Source organism: Bacillus sp. 05T22, assembly GCF_056396765.1.
Genome location: NZ_JBFTMC010000004.1, coordinates 52598 through 78582, shown reverse-complemented (window position 1 = coordinate 78582; position 25985 = coordinate 52598). Strand labels below are relative to the sequence as shown.

General features: G+C 34.2%; 24 protein-coding genes. 18 read left to right on the top strand and 6 right to left on the bottom strand.

From position 1 onward, the window contains the following. The first annotated feature begins 146 nt into the window (after window positions 1-146). From AC1DIT_RS02625 to AC1DIT_RS02595, 7 genes are all read left to right on the top strand, one after another. Entirely contained in the window at window positions 147-401 is a 255-nt protein-coding gene (locus tag AC1DIT_RS02625; protein ID WP_016113028.1) for a hypothetical protein, read from the top strand. A gap of 166 nt (window positions 402-567) precedes the next feature. Further along, window positions 568-1842 (top strand): right-handed parallel beta-helix repeat-containing protein, encoded by a 1275-nt coding sequence (locus tag AC1DIT_RS02620; protein WP_476998045.1) that lies wholly within the window; start codon window positions 568-570, stop codon window positions 1840-1842. Beyond that, a complete protein-coding gene (locus AC1DIT_RS02615) occupies window positions 1842-2360 on the top strand; it encodes a nitrous oxide reductase accessory protein NosL (protein ID WP_003195015.1) in 519 nt (172 codons plus the stop codon). Before AC1DIT_RS02620 ends, AC1DIT_RS02615 begins: the two co-directional genes overlap by 1 nt. A 95-nt stretch (window positions 2361-2455) precedes the next feature. Further along, on the top strand, window positions 2456-3268 hold the full coding sequence (locus AC1DIT_RS02610; RefSeq protein ID WP_016113030.1) for an ABC transporter permease: 813 nt from the start codon (window positions 2456-2458) through the stop codon (window positions 3266-3268). Beyond that, on the top strand, window positions 3265-3960 hold the full coding sequence (locus AC1DIT_RS02605) for an ABC transporter ATP-binding protein (protein ID WP_016113031.1): 696 nt from the start codon (window positions 3265-3267) through the stop codon (window positions 3958-3960). Before AC1DIT_RS02610 ends, AC1DIT_RS02605 begins: the two co-directional genes overlap by 4 nt. 168 nt (window positions 3961-4128) lie before the next feature. Further along, window positions 4129-5073: an alpha/beta hydrolase family protein gene (locus AC1DIT_RS02600; protein ID WP_016113032.1), complete on the top strand. Its 945-nt coding sequence runs from the start codon at window positions 4129-4131 to the stop codon at window positions 5071-5073. Then, window positions 5046-5876 (top strand): ankyrin repeat domain-containing protein, encoded by an 831-nt coding sequence (locus AC1DIT_RS02595; RefSeq protein ID WP_098116753.1) that lies wholly within the window; start codon window positions 5046-5048, stop codon window positions 5874-5876. The genes AC1DIT_RS02600 and AC1DIT_RS02595 overlap by 28 nt, the downstream gene beginning before the upstream one ends. 246 nt (window positions 5877-6122) lie before the next feature. Here AC1DIT_RS02595 and AC1DIT_RS02590 read toward each other — a convergent pair whose 3' ends face one another. Genes AC1DIT_RS02590 through AC1DIT_RS02565 form a run of 6 tightly spaced genes read right to left on the bottom strand, consistent with a single transcriptional unit; the run spans window position 6123 to window position 12568 of the window. Then, window positions 6123-7268 (bottom strand): hypothetical protein, encoded by a 1146-nt coding sequence (locus AC1DIT_RS02590; protein ID WP_016113034.1) that lies wholly within the window; start codon window positions 7266-7268, stop codon window positions 6123-6125. Beyond that, the gene (locus AC1DIT_RS02585) at window positions 7265-8602 is read right to left on the bottom strand and encodes a F390 synthetase-related protein (protein WP_016113035.1); all 1338 of its coding nucleotides are present in this window, start codon (window positions 8600-8602) and stop codon (window positions 7265-7267) included. The genes AC1DIT_RS02590 and AC1DIT_RS02585 overlap by 4 nt, the downstream gene beginning before the upstream one ends. Continuing rightward, the gene (locus AC1DIT_RS02580; protein ID WP_016113036.1) at window positions 8595-9446 is read right to left on the bottom strand and encodes an MBL fold metallo-hydrolase; all 852 of its coding nucleotides are present in this window, start codon (window positions 9444-9446) and stop codon (window positions 8595-8597) included. The genes AC1DIT_RS02585 and AC1DIT_RS02580 overlap by 8 nt, the downstream gene beginning before the upstream one ends. Further along, entirely contained in the window at window positions 9443-10429 is a 987-nt protein-coding gene (locus AC1DIT_RS02575; RefSeq protein WP_016113037.1) for an NAD-dependent epimerase/dehydratase family protein, read from the bottom strand. Before AC1DIT_RS02575 ends, AC1DIT_RS02580 begins: the two co-directional genes overlap by 4 nt. Next, the gene (locus AC1DIT_RS02570; protein ID WP_016113038.1) at window positions 10426-11589 is read right to left on the bottom strand and encodes an ATP-grasp domain-containing protein; all 1164 of its coding nucleotides are present in this window, start codon (window positions 11587-11589) and stop codon (window positions 10426-10428) included. The genes AC1DIT_RS02575 and AC1DIT_RS02570 overlap by 4 nt, the downstream gene beginning before the upstream one ends. Next, window positions 11579-12568: a beta-ketoacyl-ACP synthase III gene (locus AC1DIT_RS02565; protein WP_016113039.1), complete on the bottom strand. Its 990-nt coding sequence runs from the start codon at window positions 12566-12568 to the stop codon at window positions 11579-11581. The genes AC1DIT_RS02570 and AC1DIT_RS02565 overlap by 11 nt, the downstream gene beginning before the upstream one ends. 637 nt (window positions 12569-13205) lie before the next feature. Between AC1DIT_RS02565 and AC1DIT_RS02560 the strand changes: the two genes are divergently transcribed. From AC1DIT_RS02560 to AC1DIT_RS02510, 11 genes are all read left to right on the top strand, one after another. Beyond that, the gene (locus AC1DIT_RS02560) at window positions 13206-14303 is read left to right on the top strand and encodes an ABC transporter ATP-binding protein (RefSeq protein WP_016113040.1); all 1098 of its coding nucleotides are present in this window, start codon (window positions 13206-13208) and stop codon (window positions 14301-14303) included. Then, a complete protein-coding gene (locus AC1DIT_RS02555; protein ID WP_016113041.1) occupies window positions 14303-15235 on the top strand; it encodes a carbohydrate ABC transporter permease in 933 nt (310 codons plus the stop codon). The genes AC1DIT_RS02560 and AC1DIT_RS02555 overlap by 1 nt, the downstream gene beginning before the upstream one ends. Beyond that, window positions 15232-16053, top strand: a complete 822-nt coding sequence (locus AC1DIT_RS02550; protein ID WP_016113042.1) for a carbohydrate ABC transporter permease — start codon at window positions 15232-15234, stop codon at window positions 16051-16053. The genes AC1DIT_RS02555 and AC1DIT_RS02550 overlap by 4 nt, the downstream gene beginning before the upstream one ends. Before the next feature lie 27 nt (window positions 16054-16080). Next, window positions 16081-17457: an ABC transporter substrate-binding protein gene (locus tag AC1DIT_RS02545; RefSeq protein ID WP_016113043.1), complete on the top strand. Its 1377-nt coding sequence runs from the start codon at window positions 16081-16083 to the stop codon at window positions 17455-17457. 523 nt (window positions 17458-17980) lie between these two features. Then, on the top strand, window positions 17981-18652 hold the full coding sequence (locus AC1DIT_RS02540) for a response regulator transcription factor (protein WP_016113044.1): 672 nt from the start codon (window positions 17981-17983) through the stop codon (window positions 18650-18652). Further along, complete coding sequence (locus AC1DIT_RS02535) at window positions 18649-19911, top strand: sensor histidine kinase (protein ID WP_016113045.1); 1263 nt, start codon at window positions 18649-18651, stop codon at window positions 19909-19911. The genes AC1DIT_RS02540 and AC1DIT_RS02535 overlap by 4 nt, the downstream gene beginning before the upstream one ends. Before the next feature lie 295 nt (window positions 19912-20206). Continuing rightward, window positions 20207-20992 carry a hypothetical protein gene (locus tag AC1DIT_RS02530; RefSeq protein WP_044880782.1) on the top strand — a complete coding sequence of 262 codons (786 nt, stop codon included), beginning with the start codon at window positions 20207-20209 and terminating at the stop codon, window positions 20990-20992. Window positions 20993-21013: 21 nt separating this feature from the next. Then, window positions 21014-21835, top strand: coding sequence for a C39 family peptidase (locus AC1DIT_RS02525; protein WP_170927947.1), 822 nt, complete (start codon window positions 21014-21016; stop codon window positions 21833-21835). A 362-nt stretch (window positions 21836-22197) separates the two neighbouring features. Then, window positions 22198-23805 (top strand): sensor histidine kinase, encoded by a 1608-nt coding sequence (locus tag AC1DIT_RS02520; protein ID WP_016113048.1) that lies wholly within the window; start codon window positions 22198-22200, stop codon window positions 23803-23805. Then, the gene (locus AC1DIT_RS02515) at window positions 23802-24509 is read left to right on the top strand and encodes a response regulator (protein WP_016113049.1); all 708 of its coding nucleotides are present in this window, start codon (window positions 23802-23804) and stop codon (window positions 24507-24509) included. Before AC1DIT_RS02520 ends, AC1DIT_RS02515 begins: the two co-directional genes overlap by 4 nt. Window positions 24510-24631: 122 nt before the next feature. After that, the gene (locus tag AC1DIT_RS02510; protein WP_016113050.1) at window positions 24632-25978 is read left to right on the top strand and encodes a 2-hydroxycarboxylate transporter family protein; all 1347 of its coding nucleotides are present in this window, start codon (window positions 24632-24634) and stop codon (window positions 25976-25978) included. Window positions 25979-25985 lie beyond the last annotated feature (7 nt).

Genomic DNA, 25985 nt, shown 5'->3' with positions numbered 1-25985 from the left:
AATAACGTTATTAAACGCATAATCGTTATTTTGTTCATTTTATTCATGAGTTTTATTTTGAATTTTTAAAAATATAATGCGTTTATTGCAGGAGTGATAGAATAGATGAGAAAATAGAGAAGCGTGAAGTAGGGAGTAGATTTTGAATGAAAGCAATGATTGAAGAGATTTATAGTTCATATAAAGGAAGAGTTGAAGAGATTTTCGTTGATGAATCCTCTTACGTATATGAATGGGAAAAATTAATGACGATTCGAAAAAATGACGGAACACTGGAGAAAGTAGCAGTGGGAATTAGTGGTCATATACGATCTGTAAATATAGAGGTTGGTCAGGAAATTGATATGGATACATTGTTACTTAAGTTAGAAGATGATTTATTGATTACTGGCTGCGAATGATAGAAGATGTGTAGAAATTGCTGCACATCTTTTTTTATTAGTGGAAATTCCATTTATTACAAAAGATGCATTGTTTTTTCACAAATCTCACACAAATTTCACACAAATCTTTGGTATTCTCCTAAATGAGTAAGTGAATAGAATTTGATAGAGAAAGGAATTACATATGAAAATGATTCGATTTTCTTTTCTCTTATTTTTTGTATTACTTTGTATCCCATTTCGTATTCATGCTGAAGCAACAATTCAATCACAAATTGATGATACTCCTGCGTACGGAACTGTAAAGCTAAAAAATGGTATGTATAATGAAACGATTGAAATATCAAAACCTATTACGTTGGAAGGAGAGAAAAATACGAAGATTCGTTTTTGTGGTAATAAACCTGTTATTAAGGTGAATGGGGAAAATGTTACTGTTAAACGACTAAAAATAGAGCAGTGTAAGAAAAGAGAGGGAACAGCCGCTGTATATGTTGCAGGAACCGGGCATAATTTCACTGATTTAGAAATTCGTACACAGCAAATTGGGATGAAGTTGGAAGGTACTCAAAATACGAAAATCCAGAATAGCAGTATTCTAGGAGAAGCTAACGGTAATGGAATTGATTTATGGAAGTCCCATTGGAATCAAATTGAAAATGTTCGAATGAAAAATGTAAGGGATGGGATTTATTTAGAGCAAAGTGATAATAATCAAATATTAAGAAATTCCATTAGGCAATCTCGTTATGGTATTCACCTTATGTATTCTGATGGTACGAATGTGAGCAATAATATATCACAATATAATATAACTGGTGCGATGATTATGGGTACGAAAAGAACGACTGTAAAGGGAAATCAATTTATCAATAATAGAAGAAATGTTCATGCGCAAGGATTACTTTTGTACGATTCGATAGAAACGGAAGTTATGCAGAATCAAGTTACTAACAATAGAGTGGGAATGTATGTTGAAAAGGCGAAAGATAATCGAATTATAAAAAACATCGTTACAAATAACTTTATTGGAGTGCAATTAAAAAATGCAAATGAAAATGAAATAGCTGAGAATACCTTTTTAAGTAATATCAATGGATCACAAGCTACGAAAAGCACGAATAATGTAATTCATCGTAATTATTGGGATGGTGCTTTAAAAGTAGATTTAAATCATACAGGTATTAGTGCATTACATTATAAGGCTGATTCTTTTTTTTTAGTTTTAACGCAGGATATTCCTGAATACCAGTTGTTTTTTCATTCGCCTGGGATGCTTGTTTTACAAAATTTAATCAAAATTCCAGATGAATCGATGTTAATTGATTATAAACCAAGTATGAGTATGCAGTTTTCGAAGATAGAAAGAGGTACAGAAAGTCAATTTGAAGCTTGGATTATTAGTGTAAGTATGTTGCTTATGGGGAGTATATTATTCTTTTTAGGGAGGAAATATTGATGAAAATAAAACATGTTGTATTTGTTATGTGTATGTGCCTAGTATTTGCAGTGGTAGGGTGTGGAAAGAAGGGCGCAGAGCCAGTCGCGGTCGATGAAAAAAATGATAAGTGTGATGTTTGTAATATGGCAGTAATGGATAATCAATTCGCAACGGAAGTTATTTTAGAAAATGGTAAAGCGCTAAAATTTGATGACATTGGTTGTATGTATAAATGGATGGACGAACATAAAAATGAAAAAACACAAGAAAAATTTGTTCGAGATTATCATACAAAGGATTGGATTTCATTAGATAAAGCTACTTATGTGTATGATAAAACAATTAAAACGCCAATGGCATACAATGTAATTTCTTTTAAAGAGAAAAAAGATGCTGAAAACTTTGTATCTAAACATGCTGGAAAAGTCTTTTCATATAAAGAGTTAACGGATCATAAATGGGAAATGAATAAAGAAATGATGGGGAAAATGAAGAAGGAACATGGGAAAGAGAATAACTCAGGGCACTCCCATTAATATAAAATAAAATGGAAAGAGGCTTTATAGCCTACAAATAGCTGGATAAAAGACAACCTTAGGCGGTTGTCTTTTTCTATAAAAAGGGTGATGATATGTGGAATATATGCTATTCAGAGTGGCGTAGAACAGTAAGAGAAAAGTCTTCGTATACATTTTTATTACTTTGGATTGTAATACTTTCTTTATTATTTTTGATGGAACGGAATGTACCATCCTTAGCGGGATATACGAACACAATGGGAACAATTTTAAACTTAATTTTATACATTATCCCTTTATTTATGTTAATCGCAGGATCATTTTCAATTGCAAATGAGATGGAAAATGGACAATGGCGGCTTCTGTGTACATATCCTTTAACTACATCCTCATATGTAATAGGAAAGATTGCTGGTCAATTTATAGCGCAAATTATTCTTTTTACACTTAGCTTTGGAAGTAGTGTAATGATTGGATTATTAAGTGGAAGTATGTTTAAAAGTAGCTGGATACTAGCAATTTACTTATTTTCTATTATTCTCATATTCTTTTTTATAGTTTTAGGTATAACAATTGGTGCATTTTCTTTGACAAGGTGGCAAGCGTTAGCAATTTCAATTGCAGTTTGGTTTTTACTCATTATGATGTGGCCTACGGCAGTAATTAGTATTCTTAATCTTGTTCCATATACGATGATAGCGTCGCTTATAAAAGTTTTTGTGTTTTGTAATCCGGCTGAACTGCTAAGAATCATATTTGTTATTCAATTAGGGGGAGGGGCAGTATTTGGACAATCCTATGATCAGCTTGTGATGTTTTTTCAGAGTGGGACAGTAGTTATCATTCTTTTTATGTATAGTGTGATCTATACAGTAATCTTCTTATTATTAGCTGTTTGGCGACTAGAAAGGAGAAGAAACCAATGACGGTATTGCAAATTGATGGAATTTGTAAGCAGTATAAAAAGAAAACGGCATTATTTCCTACTTCGCTATACGGTAGAGATGGAGAATGTATTGTACTATGCGGTGGAAACGGAGCGGGGAAAAGTACGATCCTTAATATATTAGCAGGAATCTCTTCACCTACATCTGGAACAGTAAGGTTACAGGACATAGAATTGCATAAAAATAGAAGGCGATATGTAGCTGAAATTGGTTATATGCCAGATGATTTTCATGCGCAACAATCTATGACTGTACAAGAGTTTCTATCATTCTATGCAGCTTTTCGAAAGGTTGGAAAAGAGAGAGTTCAGGAAGTAATTGCATTACTTGGATTAGAAGAGAAGCAAAGCGAGTGTTTACACAGACTATCAAAAGGAATGAGACAAAGGCTTTTATTTGGACAAGCGTGGCTCGCCAAGCCTAAATTACTACTATTAGATGAACCAACAAATGGTTTAGATCCATATTGGGTAAATGAATTTGTTACATTATTAAAAGATATAAAGAGAAGTGGTACAATCATTGTTTTTTCTACACATATGATGGATGTAGCAGCAGATATTGGAGATGTGATTCTCTTTATGGAAGATGGAAAGGTTACACAAGAAATAAGAGATGATGGAAATACGGAAAACTTGATATTACAATTATTGCAGCTTCATCGTAAGTAATAAAATAGATTTTTTTCATATAATCCAAACAGCTGTTGAAAATGATTCAACAGCTGTTTGGATTATATACCTGTTCTTACTTTTGATAATATAGGCATAGAATATAGTAGGAAAGAAGAGCGATTGCAACGATTATCATTCCTGAAAAAGAATGAGAGGCGAATAGAAATGGGGAAAGAACTGTTTGTGACAATTGAAAGTACTTTTACACTTCAAGGAACATTAACAATTCCTACATATTATTCAGAAACATATCCAGTTATTATGTTGATTGGTGGTACTGGGAAGGAAAATCGTGATGGAAATACAGGTCGTTTACAGTTAAACTTATATAAGGAATTAGCTGATTATTTTACCTCTTTAGGATTTGCAGTGCTTCGTTATGATAAACGTGGTACTCATAAAAGTAAGGGGAATTACTATAAAGCAGGGGTAACAGATTTTATTGATGATGCTGCTTTATGGATTAGATTTTTAAAGGATCATCCGCAAATAGATCCGAAACGCGTTATTATCGCGGGGCATAGTGAGGGAGCTTTGCTTGCACCAGCTGTCTACGTAAGAGAATCAGTTGCGGGATTAATATTACTTGCTGGTGCAGCAGAACCATCTAAATCGCTCTTAGAAAGACAAATAGATAAAGTTGCTAACGAGTTAGAAATAGCGTCAGGATTCAGAGGATGTTTATCTAAAATGTTGAAAATCCCGCGGCGTATGAGAAAGCAAAATGAAGTACTGGTGAAAAAGGTACAACATTCAACAAAAGCTGTTATATGGATAAAAGGTACGAAAGTGAATGCAAAATGGCTAAGAGAACAGTTACAATATAATGTAGTTACATATTTAGAGCAAGTATCATGTCCTGTTTTAGCAATTACGGGAGACAGTGATATACAAGTGCCACCCGAGCATGCTAAACTGATTGCTTCATATGTTAATGGTGAAGCAGAGTGGCATATCATTCCGAACATGAACCATATTTTAAGAAATTATGAACATAAGCATACAATGATTCGATTAATGAAGGAATATAAGGGGCTTATGGATAAATCTATTGAAGAAGAGTTGTTACATGTGATGAAGGGATGGTTAAAAAAACATTATCTTTCATAGGAGCTGTAGTTGTGAGGAAACAAAATTTTTTATTATTTATGTTATTAGGGCTTTTCATTATGATAGTAGCTTGTGAGAAGCAAGAAGAGGTTGAATCTAAACCGGTTCAAGTGAAAAATGAAAAAAAACAAGAGAAGACGCATAAAGAGGAAGAAGAGAACAAAGAGAAAAAGAATATGAATTTAATGGATAAGCAATTATTACTTTCTGCAACACTAGGCGATACAGAAACAGTTATGAAATTAATAAAAGATGGAGCTAACATAAATGTATCAGGGGATAAAGGAGAAACACCTGTAATGGCAGCGACATATCATAATCATGTTGAGACAGTGAAAGCATTGATCGATGCAGGTGCAGACATTGAATTTCCAGATGAAAATAAAGAAAATCCATTCCTTTATGCGAGCAAAGAGGGCTATGTTGATATTGTAAAACTAACAATTGATGCAGGCACGAATATTAGAGAAACGAATCGTCATGGTGGAACAGCACTCATTCCAGCGGCTGAAAGAGGGCATGTGGAAGTTGTAAAAGAGCTAGTAGGTCGCACGGATATCGATGTGAATTATAGGAATGATCTTGGTTGGACGGCATTACTAGAAGCAATTGTTCTTGGAAATGGCAGTGAAAATCATAAACAAATTGTTCAGTTACTCATTGATCATGGGGCAGATGTAAATATGGCAGATCGAAACGGCGTTACGCCACTAGAGCATGCGGAAAATCGAGGTTTTAAAGAAATCGCAAATATGCTAAGGGTAGCAGGAGCAAATGAAATTATCAAGCAACCTACAGAATAATATATATAAATACAAATTGAAAAACCGACATAAAACCCTTCTTTTTAGGTGGGAGAGAGCATCCAGCCATGCATAGAAGCGGTCAGGTCCTTTTCCTGCCCCATGCCAAGTAAAAACAAAGAGAGAAAACAAGTAGCGGTCATCTTTTGTTTTTCGTCGCCGTGACTTATATGTTGAAAAATCAAAATGGATTTATATAGATTGTGAAAAAAGAGATAAGGAGGAAATCTTATCTCTTTTTTGTGTTTAAAACTGATGTTTTTTTGCCATCGGTTCTATACATGTATTTAATATCCAACTTAAGATTCTCCAGACTTTTTGTTGTTTATGTGGCAAATGGTCATTATATATATAGCTGTATTCAATCTGCTGTTTTGCACCACGATTTCGTTTGAACTCTCCAGCCCCAGCGCTACAATGACAAATTAAATTTTTTTCGATAGAATCCATTGTAATAAGGAGGGAAAGAATACGATATAAGCCTTGTTGCTGACCAGAGTTTGTATCATAGCCAAGTATAGGAGTTGTCATAACTCCATCTCTAATAAAGTAAGCAATGACACCATCAATTATCCCCTCTTTTTTTATAACTTTTATCTCAAATAAATGATGCTGAAGTGCATTCCATAAATAAGCTGGTGTAAACATTGGATTATGATCGGAATATTTCTCGATATATAGTTGATTGTATAACTCGGAAATCTGTAAAATATCCTCTTTTGTTAACTCCTCATTCGTAATTATTTCATAATTACTTTTCTTTAATAAACTTTTATCATTTAATAAGTCTTTTCGTGCTTTTCGGTTCATTTTTTTATAGTCTTTTGGATTAAATAAATATATAGAACGAGACATAATTTTATTGTAACCTACAGTAGACAATGCTTGTGTAATTGTAGGGTATAATTCGCTATTTAAAGAACGGAATAAAATTGTATGCTCTGGAAATTTCTCAATAAGTAAATTCGTAATCTGTTCGATTTGTTGTTTATTGATAGAATGGTAAAGATTTGTTGATAGCATCCAATTATTTACTATAATTACTTTATTAATATTCGTTCGTCGTAGCCAGCTTCCGATAAGATGAATTGGGTAGGTTAGTAACTTCTCTAACCACGGTTTTTTTAATTCCCATAACTCTTCTAGCGCATAGGATATGTAATGTGTATAAGGAGAACATACATATGAATTATCAAACTCCTCATGATTAACAGTAACTGGTAATACAAGATCATCAATTTCTAATAGAAAAAGTTGAGTATTAACATTTTCAATAAATGCTGTAATGCCATTTTGTAAGAGTGGTAGGAAGCTGTCTCTTACATATGCTCCATCTCGTTTTGTGGTCCAGTCAATGCTGTGTAGAGAATGAATATCATGTAGCTTAATCATATATTCTCACCATGCTTTATAAGGTTTTCTATTCTTTTTAATTTTTTATCATATAACTGAATATCATAATGTGAAAATAAAAAGTGTGGTACAACACATTTTTTAGTGTCCCATAGTGTATGTAGCTCCTGTATTACGATAGATTTACATGATTTGAAATGTTCAGGTGGTACTTTAAGTTTAATCTCAATTTTGTCTGTGCTGTGCTGAATCACTTTAAATTCTTGAATTTCATTAGATGCAAACATAATTGCTCTTCGGATGAAATCAGGAAAAATAGATATCTCACTCTTATCCAATTCACTTATCCCAATAAATATATCATCACATCGACCATCAATTCGTTCTAAGGCTAAGAAGGGAGAGCCGCAGGCGCATGTTGTTTTTTTCTCAATTAATATGTCATTGAGACGGTAGCGGATTATAGGCTGTGTTTTCCTCATGAAATCAGTAATAATAGGAACGAATATCCCTCTTTCCTGATCTAGGTATTCTTTTTCAATATGAACGAGGTCTTCATTGATATGTAATGTACCATGTTTACATGTTGTAGCAAGAAAGCCTTCTGTACATTGGTAAATTTGGTGTACTGTTTGTTGAAAAATTGTACTGATAAACTCTCCATCAATATCTTCAAGTACTTCTGCTACAGAGATAATTTTTTTGGGACAAATCATAATAAGTCCTTCTTGTTGCCAATGAGCGATTTTTCGCAACATAGAAGGAGGTGCAATTAAAATAGATGGATTTACTTCATTTAGTCGAGCGATATGTTGCTGAAACGAATCTAGTAAATCAAAAAAATGAAATGAGATTCGCTTATTTTTTGTCGCTTCATATAAATTGCTGTTCGCTCGTAGGAAAAAAGCGATAGTGTGTTTATGTAGAATGCTAGAAGGAAGTACTTTACCGATAATAGAACCAGCCCACATCGTTTGTTCTTCCTCAGAAACGAGAAAAACTCCGCGATTTCCACTAGTGCCTGATGATAGCCCAACAGTTATATTGCGAATAGTCGGAGAAAAATTCCGGGTCTTTTCAGCCTCAAATGCCACATGAAAGGCTTCTTTCTTTGAAATAGAAACTGTATTTAATGTATCAAAATTTTCCATCATTACCTCTTTATTAATGAGAGGGAGTGCAGCCAAGTTCCCTTTTTCGATTTCTTTTGAAAAAGGTGTATATAACTGGCGATAGAAAGGAGACATCTCTAGAGTGAACAAAAGTTGTTTTTTTATTTGTTGTTTATGAAATTGTTCCAATTGTTCGCGATTTGAAAATCGTAAGCGATATTTTGTTTTCAAATATTGCTGGAGAATTCGTAATTTATTCATAGTACACCCCTGCTTTAATTTGATTCCATGTGCGTTCGCAATGAGTTGGAAGAATTTCAATTTCAGGTGATATTTGCGATAAATGATGTAATTTTTCAATGTTGAGACGATAAGATTTTGCATCCCCAGTTAAAAGATTGGCGATCTTACTTGGAAATACAAGGTTTTCATACGTTTTACTTAGCCACACTGCATCTGCACAAAGAAAAACAATTTTATTACTATGTAAATGGACGAATACACCAAATTGTCCAATTGCATGTCCCGTTAAATCAACAGCGAGCAATGAACCATCACCAAACACGTCATAAGCCTCTTCAAATTTTCCATATGTAGGAGGTAAGCTTGATGGCGGGATTTGATCAATGAATGTCAGCCGTTGTTCTAAATCAATTGGTAATGTGTCTTTTAAGCAACCTTTTAATAGAGCACCAAATTTACTTCTCTTTTTTATATCTTCATAAGCTTTCGCGAAGGTTAGTATTTTTGCTTTCGGAAAGTCAGGTAGCCCTGCTGTATGGTCACCGTGAAAGTGAGAAAGAATAATATATTTAATTTCTTCTGGCTGGATGCCATCAAGAAGTAGTTGCTGTTTAATAGATTGCTCCTCTGTAAAATGAACAGGGGTAAGTTTAGCGTATACAGAGTAAGGAAATTTTCTTGTTGCTTCTTTAAAGTGCCGAGCATATCCGGTATCAAACAAGATATAACCTAAGCTTGGATGTTGAAGTAACCCCACTGTAGCTGGAAAGCGAATTTGTCTCCAACTTCCCTTGGAATATGCAACTTTTTCAGGGTGTGTACAATATCCTGTATCGTATAGCTTTAAAGATTTGATTTTCATTGTGTTTTCCACCATTCTACAAATTTTGTGATTCCTTCTTCTATGCTGATATTCGGAGCATAGCCTAGTTCTTTTTGAGCTTTATCAATGCTTAAAGTCTGACTTTTTGAAAGTACACTAACCGTATATTTTGTGAGAATAGGTTCTTTTCCAAGTAAAATGGTTTTTGAAATACCTTCTAGTATAGCGGCAATTGTAAAAGCGGTTTTGTAGGAAATCTTTTTATATTGAACCTCTTTACCAAGGCGTTTCATCACATTCTCAATTACTTCATATAAATTTACACGTTCACCATTTGTTATATTATATTTTTGACCTAATGTATGTTTAGGTGAATGCATACAAAGAAGTAAGGCATCTACAACATTATCGATATAGGTAATATCGACGAGTACATCTTCTGTACCGATTCTTGGTAGAGCGCCTTTTTCACATACTTTAATAAGGCGCGGGAGAATGGCGTTATCTCCTGGACCAAATAAAGCACGTGGGCGTATCGTGATAACAGGTAAACCATGATTGAATGCTTGATCAATAGATTGCTCAGCTAAGTACTTTGTTTTCGCATAATGGTTTACAAATGTATCAGGAAGTTTCGCATTTTCTACTACATCTTGTCGTTCATCATAATAGAAATAAATACTCGGTGTTGATACATGGATGAGGCGTTTTATACCAGATTTTTGACTTCCTTCAATAATATGCTTTGTTCCTAATACATTCGCATTGTAAAAATCTTTATATTTGCCCCAAGGAGAAGAAAGGGCACCGCTATGAAAGATATAGTCTTTATCTTTACAAACTTGTAGAACACTATGCCTGTCTTCAAGAGGGCAATAGACAAACTCAATTCCATTTCGCTCTAATAATTTTCCGATTGTCTTATTTCTCCCGGTTGCTGTTACTTCATAACCCATACTCGCTAATCGAAAAGCAAGTTTTTGTCCCAGAAAACCAGTTCCTCCAGTTACTAGCGTTTTCATAAATTTTCACCGTCCCATGATATGTCATATGTTGTTTGCTCCAAAATAGTCCGTCCATGTTTATAGCTTTCATGCCATAATTTATACATGCTATAAAACTGATAAAAAAATGTTTTTCTATCAGAGCGACTATAAATAATATCTGGATAGGAACATAGGACTTTCCACCATCGTTTACGTGTTTGTTTGCTTTTTAAGTAAGGAATTCCGTATAAAAGCATTGCTAATCGAATTGCACATTGGGAGTTGTGCTTAGGAATGCGCATATTGTTCACCTTTTTAGCAAAAAAAGCGGATACTACTTCTTCGTCGAATAAATGTAATCCACTTGTGGTACGTGGATTACATTCAATCGGAATAGCGTCTCCATCTTCTGGAATGATAAAATCAAAGGCGATTTGCCCAGAGAAATTTAGCTCCTTTACGATATGTTCAACAAATTGGTCAATTTTTGGATGGTTAATATGCTCGAAAGCAATAGTAGCACCTAAGCCCGCCGTGAATTCCGTTTTGTAAACAGAGTGAGCTAATACCTTCCCAGATTGTACAATACTGTAGGAGCAATGCTGCGTTCCTTTTATAAACTCTTGAATGATATAATTTTGCTTGTCCATCGTGATGCCTTTTTCAATATCTTCTTTTGTAATAAACGCTACTTTGTCAGAAAAACGAGAGAAAATAGGCTTTAACACAAAAGGAGTGGCGGGTGATGTTTGTTGAATCATTTCCTGTATGATTTGTTCGTTATTTGTTCTATATGTTGCAGGAACTGGCCAACCTAATTTCGTTACGAACTGAATAAATTCCCACTTATTATGAAGTAATGCAAGTTTTTGAAATTCGTCTACAAATATATGACAAAATCGGCTTAATTTCTCTTTATGTTTGGATATATAAAATATTTCTTCACAAGTAGGAATAAGTAAATCTACATCATGACTTTGAATAATTAATTGTAGTGCAGAGATACATTCATCTGTTTTCCATTTTGGAGAAGGAATTTCATAAAAATGATCAGTGCTCGTTGAAACTTTGCTTAATGGATAAGGAATACTATCTGCAATAATGACGGTATGTCCGTTTTTCTTAAGCAGCCTGCATAAATGCAATGCTGCTGGTGCGCGTGCGCCAGTAATTAATACTGTTTTCTTAGTACTCAAGGAGAATGCCTCCGATAGAAAGCCCAGCAGAAGTACCTAGTAATAATATTTTATCTCCGCGTTGCACTTTCTTTTGTTTAATTGCTTCGAAAAGAGCGATCGGAATGGATGCAGAAATCATATTCCCATAGTCTTCAAAAATAGTCATAAAGCGATCCTCATCGACACCTAGCTTTTTACGAATTAGTTTCATAGCTGGTCCACTTGCTTGGTGTGGAACAATTAAATTGATATCATTTAACGAATAACCTGTATGCATAAGTAGTTTTTCGATAAAATCTAACATATATTTAGAGGACAATTTGAAAATAGCTCTGCCATTCATATCGAATAAAAAATCCTCTTTTCGTTCTTCGCTATATTCTCTAGGATGAATCATCGTTCCCCCGCCGCGAATTTCCGATAGATGTGCGCCAGAGCTATACGTTTCCATATGAGAAGCTATAATGGAAGAAGTGTGATCACTTTTGGTTACAACAACGGCCGCTGCGCCATCGCCGAATAAAATGCTACTTTCATTTTGTCCCCAATTTAATCCTACAGAAGAAATTTCAGAAGAAATGATAACCACATTTTTGTATCTCCCGCATTCAATTGCGTAAGAAATTGTATCAAGTGCTGTTACGAAACTTAAGCATGTTGAGTTAATATCAAAACATGGAATACCAGAATGCTGTAGCCCAAGTTGTTCTTGAATAAGTGATGCAGTAGAAGGAATTGCCTGCTGGATTGTTCCGCTTCCACAGATGATACAATCGATATCTTTCCATGTTAAATTCGCATCTGCTACAGCTTTTTTTGCAGCTTCAGCTCCCATATAAGAAGAAGTTTCCTCATCGACAAAGTATCTCGTTTTCACTCCAGCTTTTTTTAAAGTCCAGCCTTCAGGGACTCCTAACATACGATCTATTTCAAAAGAATCTACTTTTCGTTTTGGAACATATACACCAATACCTTTTATTTTAATATACCTTTTCATCCCATATCGCCTCTTAATCTTTTCATAAATTTATAAAATTCTATCATATTATATATTATTATAGAAAAAATATGGAAAAAAGTATTTTTGGGAAATTTAGTATTTTTATAAATTATTTCTATTTAATTTGTGTCGCTGTAAGAAAAGAAATAACTAACTTTATAGTGAGAAATAAATAATTAATGTGGTGAAAATTGTAAAAAAAAACAAAAAAATATTAACATGTGATTAACATCTTGTTAACAAATCATCAAAACTAACTTAATAAATAAGTAATATAGTAAAGGTAACAACGTAACTAGGGTAGAGAACATTTGAGAACACCTGCTTACATATAACAATCTATTTATATTTCTTACATTTACTCTAGTTTATAGGGGTTAAGCGAGAAGAAGGTTGTTCTATGTAGATTGGTGTTTTAAATTTGCCTGCATGCATATTAGAAATACGTAAAAAGCTGAGGGAAATCAATATTTCAGGAACCCTTCCTTTATAAAATAACTAGTAGAGAAGGTGGCTTTTCCTATTATTGCAGGAAGCTTCATTCAAACGTAAGAAGAGGCGGAGATTGCAGGTAAAGCAGGTTAATAAGCCGTTGTGAAGTATGGTTACAAGAACAAAAAAGGAGCGCAAACTGATGATTGAACTAAGAGATGTGTCAAAAGTTTATAAGAATTCAAAGGAAATAGCAGTTGAAAATGTGTCGGTGCAGATTCAAAAAGGTGAATTTTTTGTTCTAGTTGGTCCTTCTGGGTGTGGGAAAAGTACATTATTGCGAATGATTGCAGGTTTAGAAGAAATTACTTCTGGGGCGTTACTTATTAACGAAAATGTTGCAAATGATTTAGAACCGAAAAATCGAAATCTATCAATGGTATTCCAAAATTACGCTTTATATCCACATTTGACGGTGGAAGAAAATATTTTATTTGGATTAAAAATACGGAAAATTCCAAAAGAGGAACGACAAAAACGATTGATAGAAGCAGTAGAAATGGTAGGGCTTACGGAATATACAAAGTCGAAACCAGGTCAATTATCAGGTGGACAAAGACAACGTGTTGCACTGGCGCGAGCAATTGTAAGTCAAGCGCCAATTTGTTTAATGGATGAACCCCTTTCTAACTTGGATGCAAAGTTGCGTGCACAAATGCGCATTGAAATTAGAGAGATCCAGCAGCGACTAGGTATTACGATGATTTATGTGACCCATGATCAAATTGAGGCAATGACAATGGGGGATCGCATTATGGTGTTAAACAAAGGGAGTATACAACAGGTAGGCACACCGCTCGATATATATAACTATCCTGCAAATGAATTTGTTGCAGGCTTTATCGGTTCACCATCCATGAATATTGGTAATGGAATCGTAGATAAAGGTATGGGGGGATTACATGTTGATGGATTACAAATCCCGTTGTCTTCGGGGCATTTACAACAGTTTTCAGAACAAAAGGTGCGCTTAGGAATTCGTCCAGAACACATCGTATTAGCTGAAGATGGCCAAGAAGTTACACTGCAATCTGTAGAAGTATTAGGAAATGAAACAATTTTAAATTTTATAGTAAATGAAAAAACATGGAGTGCAAAAGTAATCGGACAACTTATTTTGAAAAAAGGTGATAAAGCTAAATTGCAATTTCCAGTACAGAAACTATGTTTCTTTCATAACGATACAAATGAAAGGATTCGATTCGTTGCCGAAGAAGAGTTGAAGGCGGTGGCGAAATAATGATTGAGGTAGAAAATTTACCTGTTCAAACAGAAGTTTCAAGAAAAAAGGCATTATGGGGCCGTACGAAAGATTTGCGCACAGGCTTGTTATTCTTGGCGCCTTCCATCATATTATTTACAATTTTTTTGTTTTATCCATTATTTCGTACTATCTATTATAGTTTTTATTTAACAGATGTTCATGGTGAGGCAAATCTTTTCGTAGGACTGGAAAACTATCAATATTTATTGTCTGATCCAACTTTTTATAAAAGTATAAAATCTACTTTACTCTTTGTATTATATACAGTTCCAACTAGTATTTTGTTTGCACTGTTTCTTGCTTTAATTGCAAACGAAAAAATAAAAGGAATAGGCTTGTTTCGAGTTTTATTCTCCTCAACAATGGGAATTTCAGTAGCAGCTAGCGCAGTAATCTGGTTATTTTTATTCCATCCGAGTGTCGGTTTATTCAATAATATACTTGGTTCGATGAATCTTCCTGCAATTGCATGGCTAACAAGTCCAGATTGGGCATTATTTTCTGTATCAGTTACAACAGTTTGGGTAAATACCGGGTTTGCATTTTTAGTTATATTAGGTGGTTTGCAAAATATTGATACGACTCTATACGAGAGTGCATCTATTGATGGTGCTAGCTATTTACATAAACTTCGGCGCGTTACATTACCGATGCTATCTCCTACATTATTTTTTATTATAACAGTTACTTTAATTAGTGCATTTCAAAGCTTTGGACAGATTGATATTTTAACGCACGGTGGACCGAACGATGCAACAAACTTAATTGTGTACTCTATTTATAAAGAAGCTTTTGCGAATCATCAATTTGGTACAGCGAGTGCACAGGCAATGGTATTATTTATTTTCATTTTTCTTGCCACATTACTTCAATTTAAGTTTGCAGAGAGAAAGGTGCATTATAAATGATTACGAATAAGTGGAAACAACATATTCTTTTATACATACTGCTTACCATAAGCGCAGTGATGGTCTTTTTTCCAGTTCTATACGCATTTTTGCTAGGGTTCATGACGCCAGAAGACATTCAAATGAGAAGGGTGTTCCCGACACAATTTACATTCGATAATTTTGTACATATTTTTCAGAAAGTACCGCTGTTTTCTTATTTATACAATAGTCTGATAGTTTCAATAGCAGTGATGATTGGGCAGCTTGTTGTATCAAGTTTAGCTGCTTATGCATTTGTATTTTTAAATTTTAAAGGACGAAATTTTATTTTCTTTCTGTTTATTTCAACGATGCTTATCCCATGGGAAGCAACGATGGTACCGAACTTTTTAACGGTACAACAATTTGGATGGATTAACACATTTACTGGAATGACGGTTCCGTTCTTTGCAACTGCTTTTGGAATCTTTTTATTACGTCAGCATTTTATGACGCTTCCAAATGAGTTAAAAGAAGCTGCCTTTATCGAGGGGATTGGCCATGTGAAGTTTTTATTCCGTGTTGTCATTCCTTATTGTAAAACAAGTTTTATAACACTAGGTGTATATAGCTTTTTAACAACATGGAATATGTATTTATGGCCCCTCCTAGTTACGAATGATGAGAAAATTAGAACCGTACAAATTGGGGTGAAACAACTTCAATCTCAGGAAGTTGCAACAGATTGGGGCAGTGTGATGGCAGGAGTTACAGTTATTGTGATTCCGACTTTAATTTTATTATTTTTAGGTCAGAGGCAGTTGCAACAAGGTTTAACAAAAGGGGCAATTAAATAAATATACATATGAAAAGGTGGGATTGAGATGAGATTTTGGAAAAAAGGTGCTGTTATTATAATGGCAGCAACGATGGCTTTATCAGCTGCAGCTTGTTCAAGTAGTAAAACAGAGGGGAAATCTGAAGCAAAGGAAAAAGTAGCTCCCGCAGAAAAGAATGGAGATAAAACAGTTATTCGCTTTTGGCATGCAATGGGTGGAAAAACGCAAGGTGTGTTGGATGGAATTGTTGCAGATTATAATAAGTCACAAAATAAATATGAGGTGAAAGCTGAATTTCAAGGTTCCTATGAAGAATCTTTAACGAAGTTTAAAAATATAACAGCTTCAAAAGAATCACCAGCTCTCGTTCAATCTAGCGAAATTACAACGAAATATATGATTGATAGTAAAAAGATTACGCCGATTGATAGCTGGATTAAAAAGGATAAATATGATATATCGAAATTAGAAAAAGCGATTACGAATTACTATTCAGTTGATGGGAAAATGTATTCCATGCCATTTAATTCATCTACACCAGTATTAATTTATAATAAAGATGCCTTTACAAAAGCGGGGCTCGATCCGGAAAAAGCACCGAAAACATACGCTGAATTAAAAGAAGCAGCAAAAAAATTAACTGTTAAAGAAGGCGAAAGCGTAAAACAGTACGGTTTTTCAATGTTAAATTACGGATGGTTCTTTGAAGAGCTTTTGGCAACACAAGGTGGGTTATATGTTGATAAAGAAAATGGGCGTAAAGGTGCAGCGAAAAAAGCTGTATTTAACGGAAAAGAAGGACAAAAAGTATTTGGTTTATTAGATGAACTGAATAAAGCTGGTACATTAGGAAAGTATGGGGCGAGTTGGGATGATGTTCGTGCCGCATTCCAATCTGGACAAGTTGCGATGTATTTAGATTCTTCAGCAGGTGTTCGTAATGTGATTGATTCGTCTAAATTTAATGTAGGAGTAGCATATATCCCATATCCAGAAGATGTGAAACAAAACGGAGTTGTTATTGGCGGTGCATCACTATGGATGACGAATATGGTCGCAGAAGAAACACAAAAAGGTGCTTGGGACTTTATGAAATACTTAACAAAAGCAGATGTACAAGCAAAATGGCATACGGAAACAGGTTATTTCTCTATTAACCCAGATGCATATAATGAGCCTTTAGTAAAACAACAATATGAAAAATATCCACAGTTAAAAGTAACGGTAGAACAGTTACAAGCAACAAAACCATCTGTTGCAACACAAGGTGCACTTATTAGTGTATTTCCTGAATCCCGCGATGCAGTTGTAAAAGCGCTAGAAGCAATGTATGATGGAAAAAATAGTAAAGAAGCATTAGATGAAGCAGCAAAAACAACAGATCGGGCAATTAGTATTTCGAACCGTACAAATCAAAAATAAAAGAAAGCCGTATCTGTAAAAAAGATACGGCTTTCCTATCTTTCCTTTGCTTGTTGTCTCATTTCTTACTTTAAGTATAGCGGGTAGCAAGTCTTGTAATTATCGAATTAGGTGACATGAGGATTACGGTGTTGTAAGGGTACAAATTCTCCTTTTTGAAACTTCTTTTGTTAAGGGAAAGTTAAGGAATAGCTTTCATAATAAAGTACATATATAAACGGATGGTAAATGAGCAAGAAAATGATTCATGTTATGACAGGTCTACATAGACAATGATATATAATTATTATAAGTACGTAGGATTTAGAGGGAGCAAGGCAAGGTGAAGTATTCGGATACAAGACTGGAAATCGTTTGGAAGTAAGGATAAGTATGTTGTGCTGCTCTCTTTTGTTATTATGAAAAATGGTAACAGTAATTATTTATCCCGCTATTCGCGGGCTACTAATAATCAGTGATGGATGAAGAAAATCACTACCGATTAAAGTTTCACTTTATATTTGATGAAAGGTGAGAAAGTGGGATGCGCTTATTAGTTGTAGAAGATCATGCACCTTTATTGGAATCAATTACACAAATTTTATGTGATGAGTTTGAAGTTGATACAGCAATGAATGGAGAAGACGGTTTGTTTTTGGCGTTACAAAATATTTATGATGTAATACTTCTTGATGTAATGTTACCGGTGATAGATGGTTTTGAAGTAATTCAAAGAATACGGAATGACAAAATTGAAACACCTGTCTTATTTTTGACTGCTAAAGATTCTTTGGAAGACCGTGTGAAAGGATTAGATTTTGGAGGGGATGATTATTTAATAAAGCCATTTCAAGCTCCCGAGCTGAAAGCGAGAATTCGAGCTTTATTACGAAGAAGTGGTAATTTAACAACAAAGCAAACCATTAACTACCGTGGAATCGAGTTGTTCGGAAAGGACAAGGATATTCAAGTGGATGGAGAAGCAATTAAATTAACATTAAAGCAATATGAACTTTTAGAGTACCTCATTCAAAATAGTGGAAAGATTTTAATGCGTGAACAAATCTTTGATCGCGTTTGGGGATTCGATTCAGATACAACGGTAGCCATTGTTGAAGTGTATGTTCATCATTTACGAAAAAAGTTGGAGCCATTTGGTTATCAAAAAGATATTCAAACCGTTCGCGGGATTGGATATATGTTAAAAGAACAATGAAAAATAAGAGTATGTTTCAAAGAACCCGCATTCGCCTTACAATTTTAAATTCATTAGTGTTTATTATATTAATTGGAGTTCTAGGGAGTATTATCTATGGCTATACATATAATCGTATTTATAGTGGAGTAGATAATTCGCTAGAAATGTTTAAAGCAAAAGAGAAGAAACATTCTAAGTCTAATCCAAAAGGGTCCGTTAAGGATATTCGTATTGGAGATCCGAGGATTACTGTACTGTTATGGCATGGAAAAAAAGTAGCCCTAATAGATAAGAATCCTAAATTTGTTGATCCTGTTTTTGAAGAAAATGCTTTAGCGTTTTTCCCAGAACAATTAGAGGGTTTTCAGGATATTGAAATCAATGGGAAGAGTTTTCGAGCGTTGGCTTTTCAGCGTAATACTGAATTTGGACAAATGACGGTTCAATTTGTACGCGATACAACAGCAGAAAGGGATATGTTGCATACGTTATTACTAATTCTTATAGCGGGATGCAGTATAGGAAGTTTATGCGCAATTGGGATGGGATTTTTCTTAGCTGGAAAAGCTCTTGTACCAATTCGTAATTCTTGGGAAAAGCAACAACAGTTTGTTTCTGATGCATCTCATGAATTAAGAACGCCACTAGCGGTCATTCAATCTAAAACGGATGTACTATTTCAGTCTCCTTCCGCTACGATAGAGGAAAAGGCAATTGATATTTCTACAATTTCAAAGGAGTGTAGAAGGTTATCGAAGCTCGTTGCCAATTTATTATTATTAGCTCGTTCGGATTCAAATCAAATTGAAATGGATAAAAAGAAATTTGCATTAGATGAATTATTAACAGAAGTAGTAGAGCCTTATGCAGAGATTGCTGCGTATCAAGAGAAAAAGATGACATTGGAAATCGAATCTAAAGTATCTTTTATTGGTGATAGAGAACGAATTCATCAAATGGTGGTAATTTTATTAGACAATGCGATGAAATATACTGATGTGGGTGGAACGATTCAAGTAGCATGCATGCAAACCAATAGTTCAATTACGATTCAGGTAAAAGACAATGGAATTGGAATAAAAGAAGAAGAGATTCCAAAGTTATTTGATCGTTTTTATCAAGGAGATAAGGCAAGAACGAAAGCAGAAGGTGCTGGCTTAGGCCTTTCAATTGCCAGCTGGATTGTAGAAAAACATCATGGGAAAATAAAAGTAGAGAGTAAAATGAATGAAGGTACTTGTTTTGAAGTAATTTTACCTAAAAATCAAAGAATATAAAGAAATTAGAGACGATCTTGTTTTTACAAGGTCGTCTTTTTGTTAAGGGAAAGTTAAGAAATATTTTTCATAATAGAGTTTACACAGAATGAGAAGGACAAAAGAGAGAAAAAGTAATCACTTTGTATTCTTTTTGCGGATAGATAGTTATATTCATGAGTGATTTTAATACGAGCCGAATTGAGCGTATCTTTTACGATAATATGGAAAAAATGGAAGGCAGATCGTACGAAAAACATAAAGGAGGAGAAGGAATTTGGAAAAGAAAAAGATAGTGTCATTATTTGTTATTGGCATGATGAGTTTAAGCGTAATGGGAGGGGCGTCTGCTTCTACAACGTCAAAAGGTAAAACTAACTTTTCGCAGTGCAGTAATGAACAACTGAATAACGGAGAAACGCATGTGGCCTATACAGAGGAGAAAGCGCAAAAACTAGGAATTGAAACGGATGGAAAAGAGCAGCTTACGTTAGAAAAGGAGATTCATGAAACAGAAGTTGATCAAGAAGCGACACAGTTAGGAATCTCTACTGAGGGAAAAGATGTAGGAGCTCTTTCAGAAGAAATCTATGAAACAAAAATAAAACAAGAAGCAAAAAAATTAGGAATACCGATCGAAAATACATCCATTGTCGATTTAGTCAATCAAATTAATACAATCAAAATAAATGATGAAGCAGATAAACTCGGTGTTTCAAAAGAAGGAAAAAAAATAGATGAAGTTGCTGAAGAGGTTTATGGAACAAAGGTAAAAGAAGAAGCGGAAAAGCTTGGAATTTCTCAAAAAGGAAAAGGTATAGAAGATTTGGCACAAGAAGTATACGAGGGGAAAATTCAGGCCGAAGCAAAAGAACTTCATATTGATTTATATGGTAAAGATATTTACCAAGTGCTAAGAGAAATAAATGAGCAGAAAGTAATACAAATTGCAGACGATCTTGGCATAGATAGTACAAATACAAATATCGAGCAGTTAACAGAGAAAATAAAAAAGGAACAACCTGAAAAGGGAAAGGAACTTGTCTTTTTACCTATGGTTCAAACAGATGCGGATGCATTTTATTCGTATTTAACGAATTAAAAAGGACGTGAAGATAGAAGAATGATACGAAAGTGGAAGGTGTATATATGTTTGATTGTATTAGGGATATTTATCAGTAGTGTATATATGAAAAGGAGCGGCATAATGCCTGTTACTAAACGTGTAGAAAATGTAAAGAGAATCGTCTCAAACAAATTTGTCCAAAAGGAAAGCGGTAAGAATCAGCTTGTCATTCCAGTTGCGCAAGAAAAAAAGAAAAAGACGCTGGGGAATGCAGATGAAGAAAAAGTATTATTGCAAAATGTACCTTTTATCCAGCAGTTACCAGAGTTAGATAGAGGCTGCGAAGTAACTAGCTTAGCCATGATGTTACAGTACGCAGGTGTTTCTGTAGGTAAGATGACGCTGGCAGATGAAATACAGAAAGTTGCCTTTTCAAATGATGGTGTACGCGGTAATCCACATGAAGGGTTTGTAGGGAATATTTATACTTTTTCTGAATCAGGATATGGTGTGTATCATGAACCGCTTTTTCAGTTAGCAAATAAATACTTGCCAAATCAAGTTGTTGATTTAACAGGTGAAAATATAAATGAAATTTATAAAACTGTAAAAGAGGGCAAGCCAGTTGTTATGATTACAAATGCAACATATGCTCCTTTGGATGAAAATGAATTTGATACATGGGAAACAGATGCAGGTAATGTCTCTATTACGTACAATGAACATTGTATTCTTCTTATTGGTTATGATAAGGAGTTAGTTTATATTCATGATCCGCTTAGTGATACTGCAAGTGTAAGTGTTCCACGCGAAAGCTTTGAACAGGCATGGGTACAGATGGGAAGTCAAGCTATTAGTTATGTGCAAAATTCAAAGTGAATGGGACAGAAATGGGGTTAAGAAGAGAAAGTGATGATTATATTTAACAAAAACAAGAGGAACTCAGCATAATTTCTTATACTGAATTTCTCTTGTTTTTGTTTCGTTATACATCGGGAGATAGGAGAGAAAAACAATGATGAATATTTCTCGTTTTATTATTAATTTATTTAACTATTTGCGAACAGTAATATTCTCATCTCAAGATTCAGTAAAAATAAAGAAAAATAGGTGGGAGATAAAATCCTCGTAAAATTCCGTTTGCTGAGGCATGATTAAAGTTCAGTGTTGTATTCATAAAAAAGAATAAGTAAGATAGATTTCGCGTGTAGTAAAGAGGAAATAAGGGAGACAATAAAGGGATGAGAAAAAGAAAAAAATTGTTAAGTTTATGGAAAACGATTACGTTGCTGGTGTGTACTGTTATTTTACTTTCTTTACTTGTAACAGATATATTAATTAGTCATAATGTCGAACGTACGACGGAAGAAAGTCAAGCTGAAAAAGCAAAAACAATCGCGCGTATTGTAGCAAATTCACCACTTGTAATAGATGCTTTAGCAGGAAGAAAAGATATATCTGAAATTCAAACGTATACAAATCGGTTGTTAAAAAATACAGATGTTCAATTTATCGTGGTCATGGATATGAATGGCATTCGCAAATCTCACCCAAATCCTCAAAAAATCGGCCATCACTTTGTAGGGGGAGATGAAGGGATAGCCTTAAAAGGAAAAGAACATGTATCAATGGCAGAAGGAACATTGGGAATCTCTATGCGAGTGTTTGTACCTGTTTTTTCTGAAACGAGAGAACAAATGGGGGTTGTTGCTGTCGGAATTTCAGCTGATAATGTGCATGAGAGGATAAAAGAGAGTAGATACATTATTTATATCGGTATCGGTGTTGGAATCTTAGTTGGAATTATAGGTGCTATTTTATTAGCTAGACATATTAAGAAAATTTTATTTGATCTTGAACCTAGCGAAATCGCAAAAATTTTAGAAGAACGGAATACGATGTTACAATCTGTTAAAGAAGGAATTATTGCTGTCGATAAAGATGCGAGAGTTACTTTAATTAATAACGAAGCGAAACGGTTATTTAAGAAAAGTGGTCTCGAAGAAGATTTTATTGGTAAAGATGTTGAGAAGTATATGCCCAACTCATGTATAAAAGAAGTGTTACAAACGGGGAAAGCACAATTGTATGAGGAACAAAATCTTTATGGAATTACCATTGTTACAAACAGAGTTCCTTTATATGTTAAAGGAGAAATTGTTGGTGCTATTGCAACATTTCGTGATAAAACAGAGATTAGGCAATTAGCAGAACAATTAACGGATATTCAACTTTATGCAGAAGCGCTCAGGGCACAATCTCATGAGTTTATGAATAAGATGCATGTTGTATTAGGGCTTACACATATGAAGCATTATGAACAATTAGAGACCTATATTAGTAACATGGTCTCGGAGCATCAATATGAAATTGGTGGTGTGATGCGAAAAATAAAAAATCCTGTATTTGCAGGATTTATGCTTGGTAAACTTAGTTACGCAAGGGAAAAGAGTATACAACTCATTGTAAGCGAAAATTCTTACTTACCAGAGCCATATGATGAAAGTATTATTCATGAACTCATTACAATTGTAGGAAATTTAATTGATAATGCATTAGATGCGGTGATAAATTGTCAATATAAGCGAGTAGATATTTCTATTCAATATCAGGATAAGATGATTATCACAGTCAAAGATACAGGAGTTGGAATCCGGCAAGAAGAAATTGACAAATTATTTGTCAAAGGGTATTCCTCAAAAGGAGAAAATCGAGGATATGGTTTATATCTTGTAAAGGATAGTTTAAAGCGAATAAATGGGGATATACAGGTAGAGTCTTTGTTAGGGAAGGGAACGACTATAACCATTGAAATACCATACAAAAGTAGGGATGAGATAGGGACATGATCAAAGTTTTGATTGTAGAAGATGATCCAATGGTAGCGATGTTAAATAAGCATTATTTAGAGCAAGTAGGAGGGTTTGAACTTGTTCATATAGCTAATTCTGTGAAAGAAGCAGTAGAGATATTAAAGGAATCGTCTATAGATTTCATATTGCTTGATATTTTTATGCCTGTAGATACAGGATTTGAATTGCTACTGCATATTCGGAATCAAGAAAAAGAAATTGATGTTATCATGATTTCAGCTGTGCATGATATGGGAAGTATTAAAAAAGCACTTCAATATGGGGTTGTTGATTATTTGATTAAACCATTTACATTTGAAAGGTTTAAGGAAGCATTAACCGCATATCGAGAAAAATTTATCTTTATGAAAGAACAGCAAAAAATTAGCCAGTCTGAATTAGATACGTTGATTTTACAAAAAGAAAAAGTAGAAACTCATGTGAATAAAGAGCTGCCAAAAGGGCTAACAAGACAAACATTACAGTTAATTTGGAAGCAAATAGAATCACTTCATGGACAAGCATTTACAACAGATGAAATGGCTCAATTAGTTGGAATTTCAAGGGTGTCTATTCGAAAGTATGTAATGTTTTTAACTGAAATTGGAGTTTTAGAAAATAAAATGGTTTATCAACATGTGGGAAGACCAGTAAGTAAATTAAAGTGCATCGATGAAAACAAAATACGTTTGTATGTATAAGCGGCTTATATAAGCTGCTTATACTTTTTTTAATTACAAAACTACTTACAAAACTTACAAAAACTATTTTTACTATTGAAAGCGTTTTAATATTGTAGATAAGAATATAAGGGGGTGCCTATATGGGGATTCAAAAAAAGGTGGAAGCGGTATCATCCGTGGAAGCAGCAGAGGTGGAACAAAAATCTTTTGTTTCAAAAATCATGAATATTAAAATTGGTGTTATACCTTTACCGTTATATATCGTATTAGCAGCTATTATTTATGGAGCATCTGTATATAACAAGTTACCTGCTGATATGATTGGTGGATTTGCAGTCATTATGATCATGGGGATTTTCTTAGGTGATATTGGGATGAGGATTCCGATTTTAAAAAATATTGGTGGACCAGCAATTCTTTCATTATTTATTCCATCTTTACTAGTGTTTTTTAATTGGATGAATCCAGCTTCAATGGAAGCAGCGACGATGCTAATGAAAAAATCGAACTTTTTATATTTATATATTTCTTGTTTAGTAGTCGGAAGTGTTTTAGGAATGAACCGTAAAGTGTTAGTACAAGGGTTTGTTCGCATGTTTATTCCATTAGTTGTAGGAACACTCGCTTCTATTGCAGTTGGATTATTAGTTGGATCATTATTTGGATTTGAAATGAAGCGAACGTTCTTCTTTATCATTGTACCAATTGTAAGCGGTGGTATCGGAGAAGGTATTTTACCACTTTCCTTAGCTTACAGTGACATTTTAAATCAATCATCAGCAACATTTGTATCTCAGCTTGTTCCAGCAGCGGTTATCGGAAATATGTTTGCGATTGTAAGCGCTGGATACATGAAGCGCTTAGGTGAGAAAAAACCAGAGCTTAGCGGTAATGGTGCATTGGTAAAAACAGGTGATCAAGATGAATTATTAAAAGAACAAAATACAGAAAAACCAATTGACTTCTCATTAATGGGAGCAGGTTTATTAATTGCATGTACGTTCTTTATTTTCGGTGGATTTGCTTCTAAATTTATTGGTATTCCAGGGGCAATCATTATGATCTTTTCAGCAGCACTTGTAAAATACTTTAAATTAATGCCAGCAAAAATGGAGCAAGGTGCATATCACTTATATAAATTTATTTCGACAAGCTTAACGTGGCCATTAATGGTTGGTTTAGGATTGTTATATATTCCATTAAAAGATGTAGCAGCTGTTCTTTCAGTTGGATATGTTGTGGTGTGTGCATCAGTAGTATTAACAATGATCACGACTGGTTTCCTTGTTGGGAAAGTCATGAAAATGTACCCAGTTGAATCTGCGATTGTAACAGGATGCCATAGCGGATTAGGAGGAACTGGAGACGTTGCGATTTTATCAGCTTCAAATCGTATGGAATTAATGCCATTTGCGCAAATTTCAACGCGTTTGGGCGGTGCTGCAATGGTCGTAACAGCAACAATTTTATTAAAAATGTTTTCGTAAATTATTA